Origin of the sequence: Streptomyces sp. NBC_01363 (assembly GCF_026340595.1) — a bacterium.
GTDB lineage: Bacteria > Actinomycetota > Actinomycetes > Streptomycetales > Streptomycetaceae > Streptomyces.
Genome location: NZ_JAPEPF010000002.1, coordinates 278,103 through 298,523 on the forward strand (window position 1 = coordinate 278,103; position 20,421 = coordinate 298,523).

Consider the following 20,421-nt stretch of genomic DNA (forward strand, 5'->3'; position numbering starts at 1 on the left):
CATGAGGGAGTTCAGCCTCGGCCTTCGGCTGCTGTTCGGATCCGGGCGCGGCAACCGGGCGCGATTCCTGCTGATGCTGCTGGGCGGGTCGCTCGGGGTGTGCTGCCTCGCACTCGTCCTCACGATCCCGGCGATCCTCGACGCCCACGACGGCCGATCCGCCGACCGGGAACCCCAGGTCTTCGTGGGCAAGAAGGCCGGGCAGCCCACTCTCGTGCTCCAGCGCTCCGACCCGCACGGCTCCAAGCCGTTCAGTCGTGTCTTCGTCGCGCGCGGCACGGACGACACCCCGGAGCCGCCACCCGGCCTGAGCGCGCTGCCGGGCCCCGGCGAGGTGTTCGTCTCTCCCGCGCTGCGCGATCAGCTCCGGCGCGAGCCCGGACTGAGGGGACTGCTGCCCGGCCGGGAAGAGGGCCTGATCGGGCCTGCCGGTCTGACCGATCCCAACGAGCTGTACGCCTACGTCGGCACCAGCAGGGATCGACTCGGCCCCGAGGCACGCGCGTTGAAGAGCTTCGGTTCCGAGCATCCCCCCACCACGGCCGTCGAAGCCTCCACCCTCGACATCCTGCGCTTCACGCTCGCCGCGCTCGTCCTGCTGCCCCTGGCCGTCTTCCTCTCCGTCTGCGCCAAGCTCTCGGCGGCCAGCCGCAACCGGCGCCTCGCGGCCTTGCGTCTGCTCGGCCTCAGCCGCAGGGGCACGCAACGCGTCAACGCGGCGGAGACCGTGGTCGCGGCGCTCTTCGGTGCCGCACTCGGTCTCGGTGAGTTCTGGGTGCTCAACCAGATCATGGCCAGGACCGGACTGCCCGGCCTCAAGTGGTATCCGGACGACGGTTCGCTGTCCGCCTCCACCATCGCCGTCTGTCTGATCGGCTGTCCGGCCCTCGCCTGGTTCGTCGGCCGGGCCAGTGCCCGCACGGCGGCGGCCGACCCGCTCAGTACCCGGCGCACCGCGGCGCCGCGCGCGCCCCGCCTCTGGGGCGGCCTCCTGCTCATTGCCGGGCTCGGCCTCGTCGCCGGATACTGCGCGACCGGTTTCACCGACCACCCGGCGCAGAGCACCGGCATGAACTCCCTGCTGGTTCCCGCGGGCGTGCTGCTTACCGGGGCCGGACTCGTCATGGTGATGCCGCTGCTCTCGTACACGCTGGCCAGGCGGCTCGCCCGGTCGGGCAGTCTCGCGCTCAGCATGGCCATGCGGCGCAACGAAGTCGAACCCGGCAGTGCCATGCGTGTGGTCACCGGCCTGGTCCTGCTGGTCTTCTCCGCGTCGCTCGCCCAGGGCGTCCTGGTGGAGGAACGCCAGATCACCCACAACGACTCGCCGTCGCAGGAGTACAGCCTGTCGCAGTCCCGGCTCACCGAGGACCAGCAGCGGCGACTGCGCGACATTCCCGGCGTGGCCGCGCACGCCCTCGTCATGGAGCCGCGGACGGATCCCGATGCCGCGTCCGACGCGCAGGCCCCGGCTCTGGTCGCCACCTGCGCCCAGTTCGCGAAGCTGGTTCGGCACGCCGAGGGCTGCGTCGAGGGCGAGGTGCTCCGCCTCAGCGACCCGCAGGTCTCGGATCAGCCGCTCACCACCTCCACCTTCCTCCTGACGGCGGCTGGGCGGCAGACCTCACTCAAGGTCGAAGTGCCGCGCGCCACCGTGCTGTTCGACGGCTTCGATGTCACCAACATGCCCAGTCCCGGCCTGCTCGTACCCCCCTCGGCGCTCCCGGCGCACGCGAAGCCGGTCTCCGGCAGGCTCGTCCTCGCCGGCGCTTCCGACCCCGCGAGTGTGCGCGCGGTCCTCGACCGTATCGGCGCCATCGCACCGACCGCCGACGTCGACCCGGCCGGCATCAACATCGACGGTCTCCAGCAGATCACCGTCATCGAGACACTGCTCGCGCTCGGCATGGTGATGGGTCTGGTCATCGGCGTCGCGGCGTTCCTTGTCTCCGTCACCGACCGGGCCGTGGAACGCCGCCCGCAGGTGACGGCGCTCTCCCTGCTCGGAGCCCGGGCACGCACCCTGCGGCTGGTCCAGTGCACACAGGTGCTCCTGCCGCTCGCCGTCGGTCTCGTTCTCGCGCTGGTGGCAGGCAAGGCCGCCGAGTCCGCCTACCTGATCACGGGCGGTGGCGAGATCTTCTGGGACGGCGCGGGGGTCCCCCTGCTGGTGGCCGCCATGGCCGGCGTCCTCGTGCTCGCGACGGTGGGCACCTGGCCCTTGGTCGGGCGCCGTATCGATCCGGAGCTCATCCGCCGCGACTGAGCCGGGCCGGCACCGGCGGGACCCCGCGGGAGCCGGCGACCGCCGGGCGCGGCTTTCGTATGCGCCCGGACACGTCCGCCGGCTTTCCGGAGTGTGCCCTCTCACATCCTTAGAGTGCCGCTCTAACCGTGAGTTAGAGTGCTGCTCTAACCGAGAGGTGTGGAGACGTGCGACTGACTCCGACGGAACGTGACCGGCTGCTGCTCTTCGGCGCCGCCGAACTGGCCCGCGCCCGCCGCGCCCGGGGGCTCAAGCTCAATGTCCCCGAGGCGACCGCGCTGATCGCGGACACGGTCTGCGAGGCCGCCCGGGACGGGCGCCGGCTGGCCGAGGCCATCGAGGCCGCCCGGTCGGTGCTCGGCCCCGACGACGTGCTGCCGGGCGTCGCCGATGTCGTCACCGAGGTCCATGTGGAGGCCGTCTTCGACGACGGCTCGCGGCTCGCCGTGGTCTCCCGGCCGTTGGGCGACGGGCTGGGCGACGAGGCGCCCGGGGCCGTCGTCCCCGGGCCCGCCACGCCCGAGCCGGAGCCCGCGGTGCGGCTGACCGTCCACAACACCGCGACCGTGCCGGTCTCCGTGACCTCGCACTTCCACTTCTTCGAGGCCAACCCCCGGCTCGACTTCACCCGCGCGGCCGCCTACGGGATGCGGCTCTGCGCCCCCGCCGGGTCCTCCGTCCGCTTCGGCCCCGGCGAAACCGTCGAGGTGGGTCTGGTGCCCATCGGCGGCGGCCGGATCGCGATCGGCTTCGCGGGCCTGGTCGACGGCCCGCTGGACGCCCCCGGCGCACGCGAAGAGGCCCTGCGTCGCGCCGCGGCCTGTGGATATCTGGGAGCTGAGCGATGAGCATCGATCCGTACGAGTACGCCTCCGTGCACGGCCCGCGTGCCGGGGACCGGGTCCGGCTCGGTGACTCCGGGCTGACCGTCCGCGTCGAGTCCGACGCGCAGAGTTACGGCGAGGAGTTCCTCGCCGGCTTCGGCAAGACCGCCCGCGACGGGCTGCACCTCAAGGCCGCCGCGGTGCGCGACACCTGCGACATCGTCATCAGCAATGTGCTGGTCATCGACGCCGTGCAGGGCATCCGCAAGGTGTCGATCGGCATCCGCGAGGGCCGGATCTCCGCGATCGGCCGGGCCGGCAACCCGGACACCCTCGACGGCGTGGACGTCGTCGTCGGCACGGGCACCACCATCGTCTCCGGCGAGGGGATGATCGCGACGGCGGGCGCCGTCGACACCCATGTCCATCTGCTCTCGCCGCGGATCATGGAGGCCTCGCTCGCCTCCGGCGTCACCACGATCATCGGCCAGGAGTTCGGCCCGGTCTGGGGCGTCGGCGTCAACTCGCCCTGGGCCCTGCGCCACGCCTTCAACGCGTTCGACGCCTGGCCGGTCAACATCGGCTTCCTGGGTCGCGGTTCGTCCTCCCACCAGGCTCCGCTGGTCGAGGCGCTCGCGGAGGGCGGGGCCTGCGGCTTCAAGGTGCACGAGGACATGGGCGCCCACACCCGCGCCCTGGACACCGCGCTGCGGGTCGCCGAGGAGCACGACGTACAGGTCGCCCTGCACAGCGACGGGCTGAACGAGTGCCTGTCGGTCGAGGACACCCTGCGCGTCCTGGAGGGCCGCACGATCCACGCCTTCCACATCGAGGGCTGCGGCGGCGGGCACGTCCCCAACGTCCTCAAGATGGCGGGCGTCGAGAACGTCATCGGCTCGTCCACCAACCCGACGCTGCCCTTCGGCCGGGACGCCGTCGCCGAGCACTACGGGATGATCGTCTCCGTACACGACCTCAAGACCGACCTGCCGGGCGACGCCGCCATGGCCCGCGACCGCATCCGCGCCGGGACGATGGGCGCCGAGGACGTGCTGCACGACCTGGGAGCCATCGGCATCACCTCGTCCGACGCGCAGGGCATGGGACGGGCCGGCGAGACGGTGCGCCGCACCTTCGCGATGGCCGGGAAGATGAAGGCCGAGCTCGGCCCGATGGACGGCGACGGCCCCGCGGACGACAACGCCCGGGTGCTGCGCTACATCGCCAAGCTCACCATCAACCCCGCCATCGCCCACGGTCTCGCGCACGAGATCGGCTCCATCGAGACCGGCAAGCTCGCCGACATCGTGCTGTGGCGGCCCGAGTTCTTCGGCGCGAAGCCGCAGCTCGTACTGAAGTCCGGCTTCCCCGCGTACGGGGTCACGGGCGACCCGAACGCCGCCACCGACACCTGCGAACCCCTGGTCCTCGGACCGCAGTTCGGGGCGTACGGAGCCACCGCCGCCGATCTCTCCGTGGCCTTCGTCTCGCAGGCGGCGACCCAGCTCGGCGCGGACTCGATGCCCACCCGCCGCCGCCGCGTCGGCGTGCGCGGCACCCGGGGCATCGGCCCCGGCGACCTGGTCCACAACTCCCGCACCGGAGAGGTCGCCGTGGACGCCCGCAGCGGGCTGGTCACCCTGGACGGCGACCCGCTGCGCTCCGAGCCCGCCGAATCCGTCTCCCTCAACCGCCTCTACTTCCTCTAAGGACCCCCGTGACCTTCCGTATGCCGCCCGAGTGGGCCCCGCACGAACGCACCTGGATGGCCTGGCCCGGCCCCAACCCCACCTTCGACACCGACGCCGAACTGGACGAGGCCCGCGCCGCCTGGGCCACCGTCGCCCGCGCCGTGCGCCGCTTCGAACCCGTCACGATGGTGGTGGGACCCGGCCAGGAGGACGGCGCCCGCGCGCTCCTGGGCCCGGATGTCGAGCTCGCCGTCCGCCCACTCGACGACGCCTGGATGCGGGACATCGGCCCCACCTTCGTCACCGACGGACAGCAACTGGCCGCCGTCGACTGGACGTTCAACGGCTGGGGCGCCCAGGGCTGGGCCCGCTGGGAGCACGACCAGCACATCGCCCGCTCCGTCGCCGAGCTCGCCGACGTACCCGTGCGGAGCTCCCGGCTGGTCAACGAGGGCGGCGCGATCCACGTGGACGGCGAGGGCACCGTACTGCTCACCGAGACCGTGCAGCTCGGCAAGGAGCGCAACCCCGACTGGACCCGCGAGCAGGTCGAGTCCGAGATCCACGCCCGGCTCGGCACCGAGAAGGCCATCTGGCTGCCGCGCGGACTGGCCGGTGACTACGGCACGTACGGCACCCTCGGCCATGTCGACATCGTCGCCGCCTTCGCCCGCCCCGGCACCGTCGTCGCCCACGTCCAGCCGGACCCGGCCCACCCCGACCACGAGATCACCCGCGAGACCGTACGCATCCTGCGCGCCGCCACCGACGCCAGGGGCCGCTCCCTGAACGTCGTGGAGGTCCCGGCGCCCACCGTGCTGCGGGCGGACGGGGAGTGGGTCGACTACTCCTACATCAACCACTACCTCTGCAACGGTGGTGTGGTCCTCTGCGCCTTCGACGACCCGCGCGACAAGGAAGCGGCGGCCATCTTCGGCGAGCTGTTCCCCGACCGTACGGTGACCCTCGTCGACGCCCGTACGATCTTTGCCGGCGGTGGAGGCATCCACTGCATCACGCAACAGCAGCCGAAGGTCTGAACCGTGCCCCCCGCGCCACGCCGTCGCAACACCGCCCCGCCCCGCGAGGAACTGCTGGCCGCCGCCATGGCCACCATCGCCGAACGGGGGCTCGACGGCCTCACCATGGCCGGACTCGGCCGTGAGGTCCAGATGAGCAGCGGACACCTCCTCTACTACTTCCGTACCAAGGACGAGCTGCTGCTCCAGACCCTGGAGTGGAGCGAGGGACGGCTCGGCGCGGAGCGGCGCGCCCTGCTGTCGGGGCCTGGGACGGCCCGCGAACGGCTCGACGGGTACATCGACCTGTACCTCCCCGACGGCCACCGCGATCCGCACTGGACGCTCTGGCTGGAGGTGTGGAACCGCTCGCAGAACGCGGACGACGACGCACGCGCCCGCCAGGCCGCCATCGAGGCCGCCTGGCACCACGACCTGGTGGCCCTGCTGGACGGGGGCGCGGCGGCGGGGGAGTTCCGCTCCGTCGACGCCGAACGGTTCGCGACCCGGCTGCGTGCCCTGCTCGACGGCTTCAGCGTCCATGTCGCGGTCGGCCTCCCCGGCACCGGACGTTCCCAAGTCATCGCACAGGTAAGGGAGTTCGTCGAGGAATCGCTCGCCGTCCACTAGCGGCCACCGGGCCGTGAACGAAACGCACGTAAGTACGCGCGATCGTTGCGCATTGCGCACTTGTTCCGGTCCCGGCTGTTCGGGCACGGTGACGGACCATGGGACGAGAGCAGTGGAAGAAAATCTGGGTCGGCTCGGCCGGCAACATGGTCGAGTGGTTCGACTGGTTCGTGTACGCGACCTTCGCGGTCTACTTCGCGGATTCGTTCTTCCCCGAAGGCAATGAGACCGCCAATCTCATGAACACCATGGGCATCTTCGCCGTCGGCTTCTTCATGCGGCCGGTCGGCGGCTGGCTGCTCGGCCGGATCGGCGACCGCAGGGGCCGCAAGGCCGCGCTCACCCTCACCGTCACGCTGATGTCGGCCTCCGCGATCCTCATCGCCATTGCGCCGACGTACGACGTCGCGGGGTACGGCGGTGTCGCCGTCCTGCTGGTGGCCCGGCTGCTCCAGGGCCTGTCCGTCGGCGGCGAGTACGCCGCCAGCGCCACGTACCTCACCGAGGCGTCCGCACCCGATCGGCGCGGCTTCGCCTCCAGCTTCCAGTACGTGTCCATGACCGCGGGACAGCTGGTCGGTCTCGGCCTCCAGATCGTGCTGCAACGCAACATGTCCGAGGCGGCCCTGCACAGCTGGGGCTGGCGCATCCCGTTCGTCGTCGGTGCGCTCGGTGCCGCGATCGTCTTCTATCTGCGCCGCTCGATGCTGGAGACCGAGGTGTACGCGGAGTCCGGCGCCGCCGAGCAGGACGACCGCGGCACGCTGAAGGCGCTGTGGCGGCACAGGCGCGAGGCGTTCCTGGTGATGGCGCTGACCATGGGCGGGACCGTCGCGTACTACACGTACACGACCTACCTCTCCAAGTTCCTGTCCAAGAGCGCCGGCATGGACAAGCCCACCGCCTCGCTCGTCAGCTTCTGCGCCCTGTTCGTCTTCATGTGCATCCAGCCGCTGGCCGGCATGCTCTCCGACCGGATCGGCCGCCGCCCGCTGCTGATCACCTTCGCCGTCGGCTCCACCTTCCTGACCGTGCCGATCATGACGATGCTCAAGCACGCGGGCACGTTCTGGCCCGCCTTCGGCCTGGCGTTGCTCGCCCTGGTCGTCGTCACCGGGTACACCTCGATCAACGCCTGTGTGAAGGCGGAGCTCTTCCCGACCGGCATCCGCGCCCTGGGCGTCGCCCTCCCGTACGCCATCGCCAACGCGCTCTTCGGCGGCACCGCCGAATACGTGGCGCTCTGGTTCAAGAAGGCGGGTATCGAGTCCGGCTTCTACTGGTACGTGGCGGGCTGCGCGGCGGTCTCCCTGGTCGTCTACCTGACCATGCGCGAGACCCGCGACATCGACCTGGGCCGGGTCGGCGCCAAGGACACGGACCGGGCAAGCGCGGAGCCGTCCGGAGCGACCAGCGTCACGCCCGCATCCTGAGACGGGGCGGGGCACGGAGGCGGCCCTGTGCAAGACTGCTTCCGTGTCCTCGTCCGTCATGATTATTGGCAGCAGGCGCGCCGGTCCGCAGTGACCGTTCCGCATCACCACGTGCGGCACGGCCACCGTGCCCCAGACCCGCGCGCAGACCTCTCGCACCCGCGAGGGGTTTTTTCGTTTTCCGGCCCTCACCTCGGCCGGGGCGAGACGCGCACGGGATGATGGGGGCAAGTGGAGCCAGATCGTCCGGATCCGCTCATCCGACAGGAGTCAGACCAGCATGACCACCAAGGCCAAGGCCACCGACGACAGTTTCCATGTCTTCGACACCACACTGCGCGACGGGGCCCAGCGTGAAGGCATCAACCTGACGGTCGCGGACAAGCTGACCATCGCCCGGCACCTGGACAACTTCGGCGTGGGCTTCATCGAGGGCGGCTGGCCCGGCGCCAACCCTCGCGACACCGAGTTCTTCGCCCGCGCGCAGCAGGAGATCGAGTTCAAGAACGCCGAGCTGGTCGCCTTCGGCGCGACCCGCAGGGCCGGTGGCAAGGCCGCCGAGGACCCCCAGGTCAAGGCGTTGCTGGCGTCCGGCGCCCCGGTGATCACGCTGGTCGCCAAGTCCCACGACCGCCATGTGGAACTCGCGCTGCGCACCACCCTCGAAGAGAACCTGGAGATGGTCGTCGACACCGTCTCCTACCTTCGCGAGCAGGGCCGCCGGGTCTTCGTGGACTGCGAGCACTTCTTCGACGGCTACCGCGCCAACCCCGAGTACGCCAAGGCCGTCGTGCGCGCCGCCTCCGAGGCCGGCGCCGATGTCGTCATCCTCTGCGACACCAACGGCGGCATGCTTCCCGCCCAGGTCCAGGCCGTCGTCTCCACGGTGCTCGCCGACACCGGCGCCCGGCTCGGCATCCACGCCCAGGACGACACGGGCTGCGCGGTCGCCAACACCCTCGCCGCCGTCGACGCGGGCGCCACCCATGTCCAGTGCACCGCCAACGGCTACGGCGAGCGGGTCGGCAACGCCAACCTCTTCCCGGTCGTCGCCGCCCTGGAGCTCAAGTACGGCAAGACCGTCCTGCCCGAGGGCGCGCTCGCCGACATGACCCGTGTTTCGCACGCCATCGCCGAGGTCGTCAACCTGACTCCCTCCACCCACCAGCCCTATGTGGGTGTTTCCGCCTTCGCCCACAAGGCCGGACTGCACGCCTCCGCGATCAAGGTCGACCCCGACCTCTACCAGCACATCGACCCCGCCCTGGTCGGCAACACCATGCGGATGCTCGTCTCCGACATGGCGGGCCGCGCCTCCATCGAGCTCAAGGGCAAGGAGCTCGGCATCGACCTCGGAGGCGACCGCGAGCTCGTCGGCCGCGTCGTCGAGCGGGTCAAGGAGCGCGAGCTCAGGGGCTACACGTACGAGGCCGCGGACGCCTCCTTCGAGCTGCTGCTGCGCGCCGAGGCCGAGGGCCGGGTACGCCGCTACTTCCGCACCGAGTCCTGGCGCGCCATCGTCGAGGACCGCCCCGACGGCACGCACGCCAACGAGGCGACCGTGAAGCTCTGGGCCAAGGGCGAGCGCATCGTCGCCACCGCCGAGGGCAACGGCCCGGTCAACGCCCTCGACCGGGCGCTGCGGGTCGCCCTGGAACGGATCTACCCCCAGCTCGCCAAGCTGGAGCTGATCGACTACAAGGTCCGCATCCTCGAAGGCCGCACCGGCACCGAGTCCACCACCCGAGTCCTCATCACCACCGGCGACGGCGCCGGCGACTGGGCGACGGTCGGCGTCGCGGAGAACGTCATCGCCGCGTCCTGGCAGGCGCTGGAGGACGCGTACACCTACGGTCTGCTGCGGGCGGGGATCGAGCCCACGGAGTAGTGCGGGCGGGGGGCGGGCCCACTGCACGTTCGCCGTGGGCCCGCCGGACCGGTCGTGCCGCTGTGGCGGACACCGCTTCTGGGTCGACGCCGCCTGCCGCTGGATGGCGGAGATTCACGTTCCGGTGGAGCCGCTGCTGATCCAGGCAACGGCTATCGACGGCGTAGCTCTACGACCGCCCGCGCTCCGTACACGAGGATCAGCACGGCCACGGCAGAGCCGGCGATGACGTATCCCTCGATTGCCTGTGGAAGGTCGAGTGAGGCGGTGAAGAACACGGTGCCGACTGTCAGGACGACTGCCAGCGCGGCGCGCAACGCAGACCGGAGTCGTGACTTTGCGGGATTGACCGAGGAAAGGTCTTCGACGAGTAGCTCACCGGCTCGCCCGTCGATATAGCGCTCGGCGATGGTCAGCCACATGGTCGCCAACTCGCGGAGTGCCGGGTTCGGGTCGCGAAAGAGCCCTTCTTCGGCTTTCTGGATCCGGCCCAGTACCCGGGCGGCGTGGTCGCGCAGGACAGCGCCGTGGTGAGAGAAGGGGCGCGAGAAGGCCCGGTGACGGCTGGCCCGCTGGATCGCTCTTTTCGCGGATGCTGATGATCTCGGTATACCGGCGATGGCATAAACTCGCTCCTCGCCGACGGATTGGTCTGCTTTGGCGCAGGAGTTGATGATCTGGGCCATTTGTAACACGGCGAGAGCGGTGTTGAAGGGGAGAAATGCAAGTTCCAAGCCCGGCGTAATGTGTGATATTGCGGCGCCGCCGAGCCCCCTGGCCATGATGAAGATACCCGCAACTATGGCCACCACATATCCAATTGCCACGGCGATAGCGCCGCCGAAAAAGGGGAGGGAGAGGCCTACTCGGATCGGCTCGGCCTGCTCCACTGCCTTGACGATTCCGTCCCAGGGCGGTGGGTTGAGGCCGTTGGCGAAACCGACCAAGCTCCGACTGAAGCCCCAAGTCAGAGCAAAAAACAACCCGCTCCAGAGCCACATGGTGATGAGGGAAAGTATGGAGAGTGGGGCTGTGGCCCATTGACTTCTGGCCGTCTTGCGCAGTGCGGCTTCTACGGTTTCGGGTATCGGCTGGCTCAATCTGAAGTGATCCAGTGATTCACGTAATTCGGAGATCACTTTCTCCTCTCTGGCCTGGCGCCGCGTGGTTGCCCATGTGCGAACGTAGTCGATCATTATGCGCACTTCCTCCCTGTTTGGCCCTGTTCTTGCAGGTGCTGTTGGCCGGTTCGCTTTCCCGTGAGTGAAAATCTTGGCGCTGCCTGTCAGCGAATGATTCGTGCAAGGGCAGGGCATCCGGTTTCGGCCTTGCAAGGCCGAGCCGATGTCGTATCGTCTCCTGCGTGATTGATGCGACCGTGGCCGACGGGACCGTGATTCCAGGCAACATCCTCACCGAGCTGACTGATGCTTTCGGCCTCGGGAGGGTGGAGGGGCTTCACTACCTTCCCGAGGGGCTGATGAATGCGAACTGGAGACTGGCCGCTCCTGACGCGACGTTCGCCCTCAAGAGGGTTGCCGACGTGCCACGCGACCGGCTGAGCCGCAATCTGGGCATGCTCGCTTCGTTGGCTGCTGATGGCGTCCCAGTGAGTGCACCCGTCGCCACGGCCTCCGGCGCGCTGGTTGCCGAAGCCGACGGCGGTGCCTGGTACCTGTTTCCGTGGATGGCCGGTGTCCACGTCCGAGGTGTCGACCTCAGCCTCTCCCAGGCCTCGTTGCTGGGTGCGCACCTGGGGCGCCTGCACGAAGGTCTGGGGCGGGTCTGCGATCAAGGTCTGCTGCCGGTGGTGCCCGAGACGATCACCACCGATGTCACGACGCCCGAGCGGGCCGTGCAGAAATCCGAGCGCCTGTCTGCGGAGGTCCGCGCCAACGGCACAGGCAGCCCGTTCGACGAGGCGGCGACGGCCTTTCTTGAACATCGTCGCGCATTGATCACCAAGCACGCAGGCCGCAGGCCGCAGGACACGACCCCTGTCGGCAGTCGTGGGTGGACACATGGTGATGTCCAGTACCGGAATCTGCTGTGGGAGGGCGGGGAACTCGTCGCCATTCTGGATTGGGATCGGGTCGGCGTTCGTCCTTACGCAGAGGAAGTCGCGCGGACGGCACAGGTGCAGTTCGGGGTGGACGGTGTGTTCGATCTAGCACGGGTGTCCGCGTTCGTCCGTGGCTACCGGTCCGTGGTGCCGCTGGAATTGTCAGCGCTGGCGGATGGTGTGCGGCGGCTGTGGTGGAAGCGGATGACGGACTTCTGGCAGCTGGAGTTCCACTACGACCGTGGTGACTTCTCCTTTGATGAGCTGTTCACTGCAGACGAGGCCCTGCTGCGCTGGTGGACCGACCGGCTCGGTCAGGTCGAGGACGCCTTCGCCGAGGGGTAAACCCCAACGCTTCGAGGTCGGGCAGACGCGGCCGGGCGAACCCGGCTGCGTACCGGCGGGCCTGCTCCCCGAGGGTGTTCAGGTCGGCGGTGCGGATGGCGTCCGCCCAAGCCTGGACTCCGGCCGAGCGGGGCAGGACGACTCCACCGGCGCCGATGGCCTCAGGAATGCCGCCCCGGTTGGTGCCGATGCTCGGCGTCCCGTGCAGGGCTGCTTCGACGATCACCCGGGGGAAGGCATCCTCCACCGCGGACGGCACCAGCAGGAGTCGGTGGCTTCGGTAGAGGGGGCTCACGTCGTAGACCCTCGGCACGTAGGTCACGTTGGGGTAGGCGGCGAATTGGTCGACGGTGTTCCACCAACCCTCGACGAGGGTGAAGTGCTGCTGCGGCAGGACGCGGATGAGCTGGTGCAGGAGGTCGGAGCCCTTCGCAGGGATCGGATTGACCATGAGCACCGACATGGATCGCGGCACACTGGGCCCCTGCCGGGGCTGCGCGAACGGTGGGTGGAGGACGGCGAGGCGGGTTCGGTCGGTCTGGGGCGCCCGTCGGCGGACGAACTCGGAGACGGCCAAACCATAGTGCGGGCGGCCGGGGAGGACCCCGAGACCCGTTTTCGATACCGAGTGCAGGATGCCCGCGACGAGAGCAGCTGGCCGGGCCTGTACTGCGAGGTCGGCTGCGCCCTCCTGCGAGGTGAACACGATGTCGGGCCGAGCCTGGGACAGCAGGCTCCGGAGGGCGGATGCGGTCTGCTCTTGAGGTACGGCAATGCAGTCCACTCCGTTCCACCAGTAGCGGAGAACGCCGTGTGACTCTTCATACGGGGTTCCATGGGAGTCGAGGAAAGCGCGAATTTGGGGGAGCTGGTCGGCCTGGTTCCAAGGTGCTTGGTGGGAGCCGAGATAGACAGCCTGCCAGCCTGCTGCGGCGAACTCCTCGGCCAGGAGTTGCTGGGTGACCTCAGCTCCGCCGACAAGGAGTGGGGGCGGTGTGCGTCGCCAGGCGAAGAGGACCGTGGGCACGGCCGTTCACCTCATCCGCAACATGACGAGGGATTCCACTGCGTGCGCGACCTCCGGTGGGGTGGCGTCGGCAGGGACGACGGTCACCTCTCGCGACACGGGCGGCTGTGCGCCGGAGACGAAGTAGTCGCGGGCGTGGTCGAGGAACGCGGGTTCGTGGAGGAAGTAATTGGACTCCGCTGCTGCGTGTCCGGCCGTCTTGCGGCGCAGGCTCAGCACTTCGGCGGACGCGTCAAGGTAGAGGGTGTGGTCGGGGCGCAGGAACGGCAGTTCCTGGAGCCGGTCGCGGAGCTGGTGGTGGACGTTGTACCCGAACAGGGAGTCGAGGGCGTGGGCATGGGCGAGGAGAGTGTCCACGGAGCGGTCGAGGGTCACCACCGGGCTGGCGTTGGCGAGCGCCTTGCGGACCTGGGCGCTCTCGATGCTCATGAATGTTTCGAAGGCCGCGAGTTGTGCGGCCGCCGATCCAGGTTGGGCCGGAGGGATGTCGTCGCGGTGGGCGATGTGCTTGACATAGCAGTCCGAGACGAATGCGTGGTTCCCGATGCCTTGTCTGCGCAGATGGTTGATCGCGGTGGACTTTCCCGCGTACGAGGGCCCTTCGAGAGCGATGACCTTCACGGGGACTCCGTCCGGTAGAAGCGTTCGGCGTAGGTTCCGGTGCCGGTGAGAAGGCCTGCGGCAGTGGTCCAGGCATGCCGGATCGGGCGGTACATCTTCCGGGCCGGATGCATCTGTGAGCCGTGCATACGCAGAACGGTGACCTTGTCGAGGACCACGCCGGTGATGTCGACCAGCTCGGGGACCGGCGCCGGGCCGGTTCGGGCACGGAACAGGTGCTGGTCGCAGCCGGCGAGGGCGTACGTGGACCAGAAGGCGAGGTCCTCCCAGAACCATCGGCATCCGAGGCGGACTGAGGCCTCGCGCACGAGGAGGTGGTCTGGGTGGCGCGTGACGGCTGCGGGGGCGAGGAGTTCGGCGTCGGGGTGCGCAGCGATCACCTCGCGGAGTTCTTCGGTGACCCGTTCCAACTGGTCCTGGACGCAGGGCCGGTACGGAGGGTCGGCATCCTTGTGGCCGAGGAGAAGCCGCGCGGCGGCGAGCGGGGCGAGTGCGGCTGCGCCCTCTTGATTCCGTAGGCCGGATACGTCGGCTTCGGTGTCGTAAGTGTTCTCCAGGGCCGGATGGACACTGGTGGATCGGGAGAACACCGTGACCACGGTGAGCGGCCGTGGGTGTGCGAGGAAGGTTCCGGAGGCCGACAGGGCGAAGTCGTCGTGGTGCGGTTCGACGACGAGGACTGGCCGGCCAGTCGGGTGGCGCATCTCGATGAAGTGCGGGTGGCCGCTGTGGGGCGCCTTGAGCTCGATGATGCGGTAGTCGTGCGCGCGGTGGCGCTCGGCGAGCTGGTCGGTCCACTGCTGGTGGGCGCGGACGAGGTCGTCGGGGAACGTGTAGATCCCTTCGGCGTCCGGCACGGGCAGAGGCACGGCCATGGCGGGCTCCTTGCTCATCGGACGGTGGTCTCGTACCAGTGGCGCCACATGCGTGGGGAGTTTAGCCGCAGGCGGGCCGTGACTGGGTTCTGCCACCACAGCATCCGCAGGCTGGACCACTGGTCGTATCGGCGGTTGGAGGGGCGTACGCGCAGGTCTTCCAGGATCTCTACCGGACCGGCGGTGGCACGGCCGTGGGAGGTCAGCCGGGCGAAGAAGTCGACGTCTTCGCTCATGTACAGGTCATCGCGGTAGCCGCCGACCGCCCTGAACGCCGCAGCGGTGGAGAACTGGGCAACGCCCTGTGCCCCGCCATGGGCGGTGCGGTAGTGATCCCAGTACGCGCACAGCAGGCGTGCCCCGAGGCGCTTGGGGGTGTAGAGGGGCGGAATGGCGCCGCCGACTGCCCCCAAGTCCATCGCTGTCGCAGCGGCGGTGATCGCTTCCAGGGGCAGTGCGACGTCGGCGTCCGTGAAGAACAGGCGCCGACCGTGTGCGGCGGCTGCGCCTCTGTTGCGGACTCGGCCGATGTTGCGCACGGTCTCGCTGATCACGCGGACGCCATAGGAGGCAGCCATGTCGGCTGTCGCGTCGGTGGAGGCGTTGTCGACCAGGATCACCTCGCCCTGCTCGTTGCTGGTTCCCTGCCAACGTTCGAGGGAGGCCAAAACAGTGGGCAGATAGCGGGGCAGGTAGGCCGCCTCGTTGTGGGCAGGGATGACGACTGTCAGTCCGACGTTGGTCATCGACTGGTCCTTTCCTTGCGCGGTACGCGAAAATGGTGCATGCCCTTTGGGCCGGAGAGGACGACGTTGTCGAAGTGGAGATCGCCGTGGCACCACGCGGTCGGTGCCGAGTCCGGTGTGTCGGCGATGACAGCGAGAGCGGGGGCGATCTCGCTGAGCAGGTCGGGTGGGCAGCGCCGGGACAGCGAGGAGACGGGTTCGAAGAGCGGGTGGCGCGGCATCGACGACGCGATCGATGCTCGGTGCAGGCGGGCGAGGAGGCCGCCGAGATCCCTGAGCGCCTGGGCGTGAGGGACGTAGTCGGAACGCACGGCGTCACCGAGAGTGATTGTGCCCAGGTCGGTCATGACGAGCGCAGTGGCCCCTTCGCCGGAGGTGGTGCCACAGCCAAGAACCTTTGGTACGGGTACGGCGGCCTCGGCCGCCCGGATCGCCGTCGCCTCGGTGAACGCGTTACGGCGGGCCGTGTGCGCGTACAGCTTCACGATCACACTCCGGCCGTCGTGCAGAACAGCCCGGTAGACGGCTGTGCGGGAGCCGATCTTCAGCGGCTTTCCGGTTCGAGCGGGTGTCCCGAGGAGCTTGACGCAGGCGCGAGAGACCATTGCCGAGGGGGAGTTCATCGCGTTCCCGCCGGCTCGGGATGGGCGGCACCCAACGCGCGGACGTGCCGCATCGTACGGCGCAGCAGCACCCGGTACTCGCGGACGTCGTCCGTCCGGGGGCATGCCGACTGCCAGGGCTTCTGGGGACCCACGAAGTGGACGAGCGCAGCGGCTGGATCAGGATGCAGGGGACGGGCGACCACGCGGCGGACCCAGTCGCCGCGTTCGAGGAACCGGCCGACCTCGAACCGGTTGTACTCCGCGCCGACTTCGCGGACGCGGCCGCAGTGAAGGAGCCACAGGTTCAGGGCGTCCTGGTCGTTGTGGAGGATGTGTCTGCGCTGCAGCAGGGCACGTTCCACTCCCCGCCGGATGCTGGGGAGCTCGCAGGTGTGGGCCCAAAGCAGACCGGCGTTGTAGTACGGGCGACCCCTGAGATGCGGCCATTGTTTCGCCACGCCGGGTAGGGCGGGGCATTCGCCTACGGCCGGGTTGAACTCGTCGCGTACCGCGCCGACCTCCCCCGGGCGCAGGGCATGAAGCGGCGGAGTCAGGTCGCCGCGTACGAGCGTGTCGGCGTCCACGCAGACCAGGTACGGGCGGCGGACGAACGCCGCAGTGAATTCGAACCGCAGGTAGGTCGTGACGGTGATGTACGAAGCGTCGGCCATCCGCGAGGCGCGCAGTGGCGAGCGGCGGGCGATATCGAAGGAGCCGAAACCGGCCCGCTTCGCGAAGTGGGCGAGCAGGACGATGTGTGCGGGAGCGAGGTCGAGGGTGAGGACGCGCAGTGCCGCGCCTCGGCGGTCACTCGGGGCGAGGCTGTCCGCCAGCGCCGTGATAGTCGCAAGGCCGGGGGAGAGGTAGTTCTGGTCGATGCACAGGCCGAACGCGTACACGGTGGATCCGCCTTCCGGTCATGGTGTGGGTGGTCCTGCTGATGTCGAGGTCGGAGTGGGTGGTCGCAAGACCTGTGGCGGCGTGTGCCGGTCGTCGGCGACCAGGGCACCGAGCACGAGCGCGGCCGCCACGTGGCCGACGAGCCACATTCCGGTGCACAGCCGTCCGACCAGGTCGCCGCGTCTTGTGCGGGCCCTGCGATGGCCGTTCACCACGAGCCCCGTTCGCTGCTGAGGTGGGAGGCGCGGGTTTCCACGATGCGGAGAGAGCCGGGGCGGGTGGTCTCCCATTGGGCCGTTGTGGGGCCCCACCGCGGACGCAGGATCCAAGTGACGTTCTGCCTGATGTCGGTGACGATCGCCTGCCGACCCTCCCCGTCCTCGACGATGTCGCCGACTTCGGCCTGGGTCCCGGTCACCAGGACACCCCAGGCATGAGGTGTCCGCAGAGAAACCATCCGGCGGTCCCTTCGAAGAGAGCACGGCGGCGCTCATGCCGGCCCGGACCATGGCGCGGCGACTCAGGTGTCGCTTCCGCGAGGAAGCCGCCGCGGTCGCGGATCAGGGCTCCGAGCGAGGCGAACTGTGCGGCATCAGTTGCGACATGGGAGGCACCTGCGACGACGACGCCACGGATCAGGCCGGACGACAGAGCGCCTGTCATGGCCGACCATGCCGGGCGGATACCCAAAGGCAGGGTGGGATCGTTGTCGGTCCATGCTCCGGCCACGTACCAGTGGCGGGCGTCTGCATAGTGGCGTGTACGTCGCTCGGCCTCGCGTGCGACGGGCGTCGCGGCGGCACAGGAGTAGACAGCGACCGGAACGCGTCCGAGGCCGCCGGGCGGGGTGTTCGGCATGTTTCAAGCGTGCTGCCGACGGCCTGCGTGGGACAGGCACGGCCCGTGGCTGCTGGGGAGGTTCGCAGCGCCGTGGTTGCCATGCCCCATGCGGGCCCCGCCGACTATCGGCGGCACGCAGTGCTACGGAGCGTTGCAGTCGCCATTCCGGCCGTCTCGCAGCTGCCACGGGTCGTGGCAGTCAGCGAACGCCGAGGGGTACTCCTGCGGCGTGGGCGAGTCCGCGTAGGCGGCTGACGGATACACCGGCGAGGCGGGAGATGATCACCCCGGGCAGCATCTGATGCTGCACCCACCCAGGCGCCATGGCACAGACGTCTTCGAGGGTGCTGGCGGCCCGCTCCCACCGGCGGCATGCCACATGGGTCAGGGCGACGTCGAGGCCGTAACGGGCCCGGGTGGCGAGGGGGACAGTGTCGTCCAGCTTGACTGCGTCCATGAGCTGCAGTGCCCCCGAAGTGTCGCCGAGGGCAACGGCGATGCTCATGGCTTGCGTGGCGGCGTAGAGGGGGCCGTAGGGCTGGGAATGCCGGCCACGGGCGTGTTCGGTGCCGAGACGGGCCCCGACGGCGTGGGCCTGGGACAGGTACTCGCGGGCAGCCTCCGGCGAGGAACCACCGCGAGACGCGGCCACAGCAGCGTTGATGACGAGCTGCCCGTACACCGAAAGCCGATCGGGGTCGTGCTCCGACATCTTCGGCTCGATCCGGTCGGCCTGCGCGGCAGCCAGCGAAAAAACCCTGCGCGGTCCGCCCATCACGAAGGTTGACCCATGCTGTGGTGGCAGCGAGATGGGCGTCACGCAGATCGTCACCTGCTTGCACAGCGATCTGGCGGCCGTAGGTGAGTGCTGCGTACGCGAGGTCGCGTGAGCCCCAGATGTTCGCGGCCATTCCGGCGGTCTGAAAGGCATCGACCAGAACGCCGGCCGCGGCCTCCTTCTCGTGGGCGTCCGAGGTGTCGTAACGTGCGCGTGCCTCGGGTAACAGCGCGCCGAGCAACGCGCCCAGCTCGGCGTATCGGCCCGCCCAGTAGGCCGCATCGGCACGCTCGACGACGGCCCGTAGCTCGTCGACCGTGCCCGGCTCGGTTTCGGTGGGGATACCGATGGCGGCGTCGTGGGTCGCGGCGGAAAGAGTGCGCAGGGCCGCCCGTTCGTCACGGTCCATGGAGCGACGGGGCGCCTGCTGCCCATAGAGCACGGCGATGTCGGTGCCGAGGGCGGAAGCGATGGACAACAAAGAGGGGAGGGAAGCAGTGCCGCCACGCTCCAGCTTTCGGACAACGCCGACAGATACGTCGGCGGCCTCGGCCAACTGCTCCTGCGTCATGCCGTTGCGGAGCGCTTTGAGTCGTTCCGCGGTGGTGTACTCCGACCATTGCATGACAGCCACTTTCCCTTCCGGTCCGCCAGGGGTGGACCGTACCGATTTCCGGTGCAATGCCGATACCCCTCGCGGACGGAGGAGTTGACGATGCAGCTGAAGTCAGCCTCGTACGGATACGGCCGCAGTCACCCCAAACAGGCTCTCCAGCTCGGCGACCGTGTCGTCCTCGTCCGTCGCGAGGACAGTGGTGATCCCGAAGGCCTCGGCGGGCGGAAGGTTCACCGGATGGTCGTCGACGAACACGCATGTCTCTCCGGGGAGGCCGAGGCGGTCAAGCGTTAGCTGGTAGATGGCAGGGTCAGGCTTCGCCAGGCCGACCGCTTCCGAAATGACGTGTACGTCGAACAGATCCCAGATGCCGACATGCTCATACGGGTTGAACGGATCCAGACCGAAGCTGTTCGACAGGAGGGCGAGTCGGTATCCCGCTTCCTTGGCAGCATGTGCGAGTGCCGCCATGCGCTGTGCCGCGGGCACCTTCGACCAGGCACGGCCCATCAAGTTCGTCGGATCGATGCCCGCACCGAGCAAGGCGGCCGTTTTCGCATTCCACTCGGCCTGTCCGAGCTGTCCGATCTCCAGTGCTGAGTACAGGCGTCGCCCGTCAGGGGAGTCGTTGAGGGTGGCACGCCACGCTTCCGAGTGAAGCCCTTCGGATTCGGCCCATGAACGGTGCGTTGGGTGCGGATCTGCGGTAAGTACACCGGCGAAGTCCAGGATGAGCCCACGCAGGGCTTGGCGATCGGCGGTACCAGCGGGCTTCTGCATGGCTGCGTGCTTCCTCTCCATCGACCTTGTCGAACGACGCTACCGCGCTGAGGCAGCGAGAAATTTCTCCTGGCTCCAGTGAAGTTCGCGATCGGCTCGGCCAGGTCGTCCGTATTCCGGCAGTGGGGAGTTGGGTTGCCTACAGGACGGCCCGGGACCGCCGCCGTACGCTGCCTGAGTCGCACCACCTCAACCGTTGACCGGGAGCCCGCATGAGTGATCAGCCCAGCCCGCAGTCCGGGAAGCCGTTTCTGTACGTCGTCGTGTGCGCGGCCGGAATCGCCGGTGGCATCGGTGAGCTGATCGCGGCCGCCCAGGAGGCGCACTGGGACGTGGGTGTGGTCGCCACCTCCGCAGGGCCTCGGCTTCATCGACGCGACGGCGGTCGAGGCACAGACCGGATACCCGATCCGCTCTGCCTGGCGCTCACCGGGCGACCCCCGCCCGCTGTCGGCGGCGGAAATGCGACGGCACT

The 20,421-nt window shown here is 69.1% G+C and carries 19 protein-coding genes and 2 pseudogenes; 9 read left to right on the top strand and 12 right to left on the bottom strand.

Annotation, left to right across the window (positions count from 1 at the left end; translation table 11 throughout):
• The first annotated feature begins 1 nt into the window (after position 1).
• The 7 genes from OG611_RS29345 to cimA all read left to right on the top strand — a co-directional run bounded on the left by OG611_RS29345 (position 2) and on the right by cimA (position 9,751).
• A complete protein-coding gene (locus tag OG611_RS29345) occupies positions 2–2,266 on the top strand; it encodes an FtsX-like permease family protein (protein ID WP_266426958.1) in 2,265 nt (754 codons plus the stop codon).
• 167 nt (positions 2,267–2,433) lie between these two features.
• Positions 2,434–3,114, top strand: a complete 681-nt coding sequence (gene ureA / locus OG611_RS29350) for an urease subunit gamma (protein WP_266426961.1) — start codon at positions 2,434–2,436, stop codon at positions 3,112–3,114.
• Positions 3,111–4,799: an urease subunit alpha gene (locus tag OG611_RS29355; protein ID WP_266426964.1), complete on the top strand. Its 1,689-nt coding sequence runs from the start codon at positions 3,111–3,113 to the stop codon at positions 4,797–4,799. The genes ureA and OG611_RS29355 overlap by 4 nt, the downstream gene beginning before the upstream one ends.
• A 20-nt stretch (positions 4,800–4,819) precedes the next feature.
• Complete coding sequence (locus OG611_RS29360) at positions 4,820–5,821, top strand: agmatine/peptidylarginine deiminase (RefSeq protein WP_266431297.1); 1,002 nt, start codon at positions 4,820–4,822, stop codon at positions 5,819–5,821.
• A gap of 3 nt (positions 5,822–5,824) precedes the next feature.
• Positions 5,825–6,430: a TetR/AcrR family transcriptional regulator gene (locus tag OG611_RS29365; RefSeq protein WP_266426967.1), complete on the top strand. Its 606-nt coding sequence runs from the start codon at positions 5,825–5,827 to the stop codon at positions 6,428–6,430.
• A gap of 98 nt (positions 6,431–6,528) precedes the next feature.
• The gene (locus OG611_RS29370; RefSeq protein ID WP_266426970.1) at positions 6,529–7,863 is read left to right on the top strand and encodes an MFS transporter; all 1,335 of its coding nucleotides are present in this window, start codon (positions 6,529–6,531) and stop codon (positions 7,861–7,863) included.
• A gap of 280 nt (positions 7,864–8,143) precedes the next feature.
• Positions 8,144–9,751, top strand: coding sequence for a citramalate synthase (gene cimA / locus OG611_RS29375; RefSeq protein ID WP_266426973.1), 1,608 nt, complete (start codon positions 8,144–8,146; stop codon positions 9,749–9,751).
• A 152-nt stretch (positions 9,752–9,903) separates the two neighbouring features.
• Here cimA and OG611_RS29380 read toward each other — a convergent pair whose 3' ends face one another.
• Positions 9,904–10,947, bottom strand: a complete 1,044-nt coding sequence (locus tag OG611_RS29380) for a hypothetical protein (RefSeq protein ID WP_266426976.1) — start codon at positions 10,945–10,947, stop codon at positions 9,904–9,906.
• 167 nt (positions 10,948–11,114) lie between these two features.
• On the opposite strand from OG611_RS29380, the gene OG611_RS29385 reads away from it, so the two are divergent.
• Complete coding sequence (locus tag OG611_RS29385) at positions 11,115–12,158, top strand: phosphotransferase (protein ID WP_266426979.1); 1,044 nt, start codon at positions 11,115–11,117, stop codon at positions 12,156–12,158.
• Here OG611_RS29385 and OG611_RS29390 read toward each other — a convergent pair.
• The 11 genes and pseudogenes from OG611_RS29390 to OG611_RS29440 form a co-directional block, all read right to left on the bottom strand.
• Complete coding sequence (locus OG611_RS29390) at positions 12,082–13,185, bottom strand: glycosyltransferase (protein ID WP_266426981.1); 1,104 nt, start codon at positions 13,183–13,185, stop codon at positions 12,082–12,084. The genes OG611_RS29385 and OG611_RS29390 overlap by 77 nt on opposite strands.
• A gap of 6 nt (positions 13,186–13,191) precedes the next feature.
• On the bottom strand, positions 13,192–13,806 hold the full coding sequence (locus OG611_RS29395) for a hypothetical protein (protein ID WP_266426983.1): 615 nt from the start codon (positions 13,804–13,806) through the stop codon (positions 13,192–13,194).
• The gene (locus OG611_RS29400) at positions 13,803–14,681 is read right to left on the bottom strand and encodes a PIG-L deacetylase family protein (protein WP_266426986.1); all 879 of its coding nucleotides are present in this window, start codon (positions 14,679–14,681) and stop codon (positions 13,803–13,805) included. The genes OG611_RS29395 and OG611_RS29400 overlap by 4 nt, the downstream gene beginning before the upstream one ends.
• Positions 14,682–14,695: 14 nt before the next feature.
• Positions 14,696–15,427: a glycosyltransferase gene (locus tag OG611_RS29405; protein ID WP_266426988.1), complete on the bottom strand. Its 732-nt coding sequence runs from the start codon at positions 15,425–15,427 to the stop codon at positions 14,696–14,698.
• Positions 15,424–16,032 (bottom strand): aminoglycoside phosphotransferase family protein, encoded by a 609-nt coding sequence (locus OG611_RS29410; RefSeq protein WP_266426990.1) that lies wholly within the window; start codon positions 16,030–16,032, stop codon positions 15,424–15,426. The genes OG611_RS29405 and OG611_RS29410 overlap by 4 nt, the downstream gene beginning before the upstream one ends.
• 14 nt (positions 16,033–16,046) lie before the next feature.
• Complete coding sequence (locus OG611_RS29415; RefSeq protein WP_266426992.1) at positions 16,047–16,931, bottom strand: glycosyltransferase; 885 nt, start codon at positions 16,929–16,931, stop codon at positions 16,047–16,049.
• Between the two features lie 209 nt (positions 16,932–17,140).
• Positions 17,141–17,350 carry a hypothetical protein gene (locus tag OG611_RS29420; protein ID WP_266426995.1) on the bottom strand — a complete coding sequence of 70 codons (210 nt, stop codon included), beginning with the start codon at positions 17,348–17,350 and terminating at the stop codon, positions 17,141–17,143.
• A complete protein-coding gene (locus OG611_RS29425) occupies positions 17,347–17,790 on the bottom strand; it encodes a hypothetical protein (protein ID WP_266426998.1) in 444 nt (147 codons plus the stop codon). Before OG611_RS29425 ends, OG611_RS29420 begins: the two co-directional genes overlap by 4 nt.
• 181 nt (positions 17,791–17,971) lie before the next feature.
• Positions 17,972–18,592, bottom strand: a complete 621-nt coding sequence (locus OG611_RS29430; protein WP_266431473.1) for a hypothetical protein — start codon at positions 18,590–18,592, stop codon at positions 17,972–17,974.
• A gap of 457 nt (positions 18,593–19,049) precedes the next feature.
• Positions 19,050–19,175: pseudogene (locus tag OG611_RS40755) on the bottom strand (helix-turn-helix domain-containing protein); the annotation flags it as partial.
• A 102-nt stretch (positions 19,176–19,277) separates the two neighbouring features.
• The gene (locus OG611_RS29440; RefSeq protein ID WP_266427000.1) at positions 19,278–19,946 is read right to left on the bottom strand and encodes an HAD-IA family hydrolase; all 669 of its coding nucleotides are present in this window, start codon (positions 19,944–19,946) and stop codon (positions 19,278–19,280) included.
• A 212-nt stretch (positions 19,947–20,158) separates the two neighbouring features.
• Here OG611_RS29440 and OG611_RS29445 point away from each other — a divergent pair.
• Positions 20,159–20,396: pseudogene (locus tag OG611_RS29445) on the top strand (flavoprotein); the annotation flags it as partial.
• Between the last annotated feature and the right edge of the window lie 25 nt (positions 20,397–20,421).

Excerpts from the sequence above, each read along its gene's own strand:
- OG611_RS29425 (WP_266426998.1), bottom strand. The coding sequence starts at position 17,790 with ATGCCGAACACCCCGCCCGGCGGCCTCGGACGCGTTCCGGTCGCTGTC.
- OG611_RS29380 (WP_266426976.1), bottom strand. The coding sequence starts at position 10,947 with ATGATCGACTACGTTCGCACATGGGCAACCACGCGGCGCCAGGCCAGA.
- OG611_RS29360 (WP_266431297.1), top strand. The coding sequence starts at position 4,820 with ATGCCGCCCGAGTGGGCCCCGCACGAACGCACCTGGATGGCCTGGCCC.
- cimA (WP_266426973.1), top strand. The coding sequence starts at position 8,144 with ATGACCACCAAGGCCAAGGCCACCGACGACAGTTTCCATGTCTTCGAC.
- OG611_RS29355 (WP_266426964.1), top strand. The coding sequence starts at position 3,111 with ATGAGCATCGATCCGTACGAGTACGCCTCCGTGCACGGCCCGCGTGCC.
- OG611_RS29440 (WP_266427000.1), bottom strand. The coding sequence starts at position 19,946 with ATGCAGAAGCCCGCTGGTACCGCCGATCGCCAAGCCCTGCGTGGGCTC.
- OG611_RS29410 (WP_266426990.1), bottom strand. The coding sequence starts at position 16,032 with ATGGTCTCTCGCGCCTGCGTCAAGCTCCTCGGGACACCCGCTCGAACC.
- OG611_RS29400 (WP_266426986.1), bottom strand. The coding sequence starts at position 14,681 with ATGGCCGTGCCTCTGCCCGTGCCGGACGCCGAAGGGATCTACACGTTC.
- OG611_RS29405 (WP_266426988.1), bottom strand. The coding sequence starts at position 15,427 with ATGACCAACGTCGGACTGACAGTCGTCATCCCTGCCCACAACGAGGCG.
- OG611_RS29370 (WP_266426970.1), top strand. The coding sequence starts at position 6,529 with ATGGGACGAGAGCAGTGGAAGAAAATCTGGGTCGGCTCGGCCGGCAAC.
- OG611_RS29345 (WP_266426958.1), top strand. The coding sequence starts at position 2 with ATGAGGGAGTTCAGCCTCGGCCTTCGGCTGCTGTTCGGATCCGGGCGC.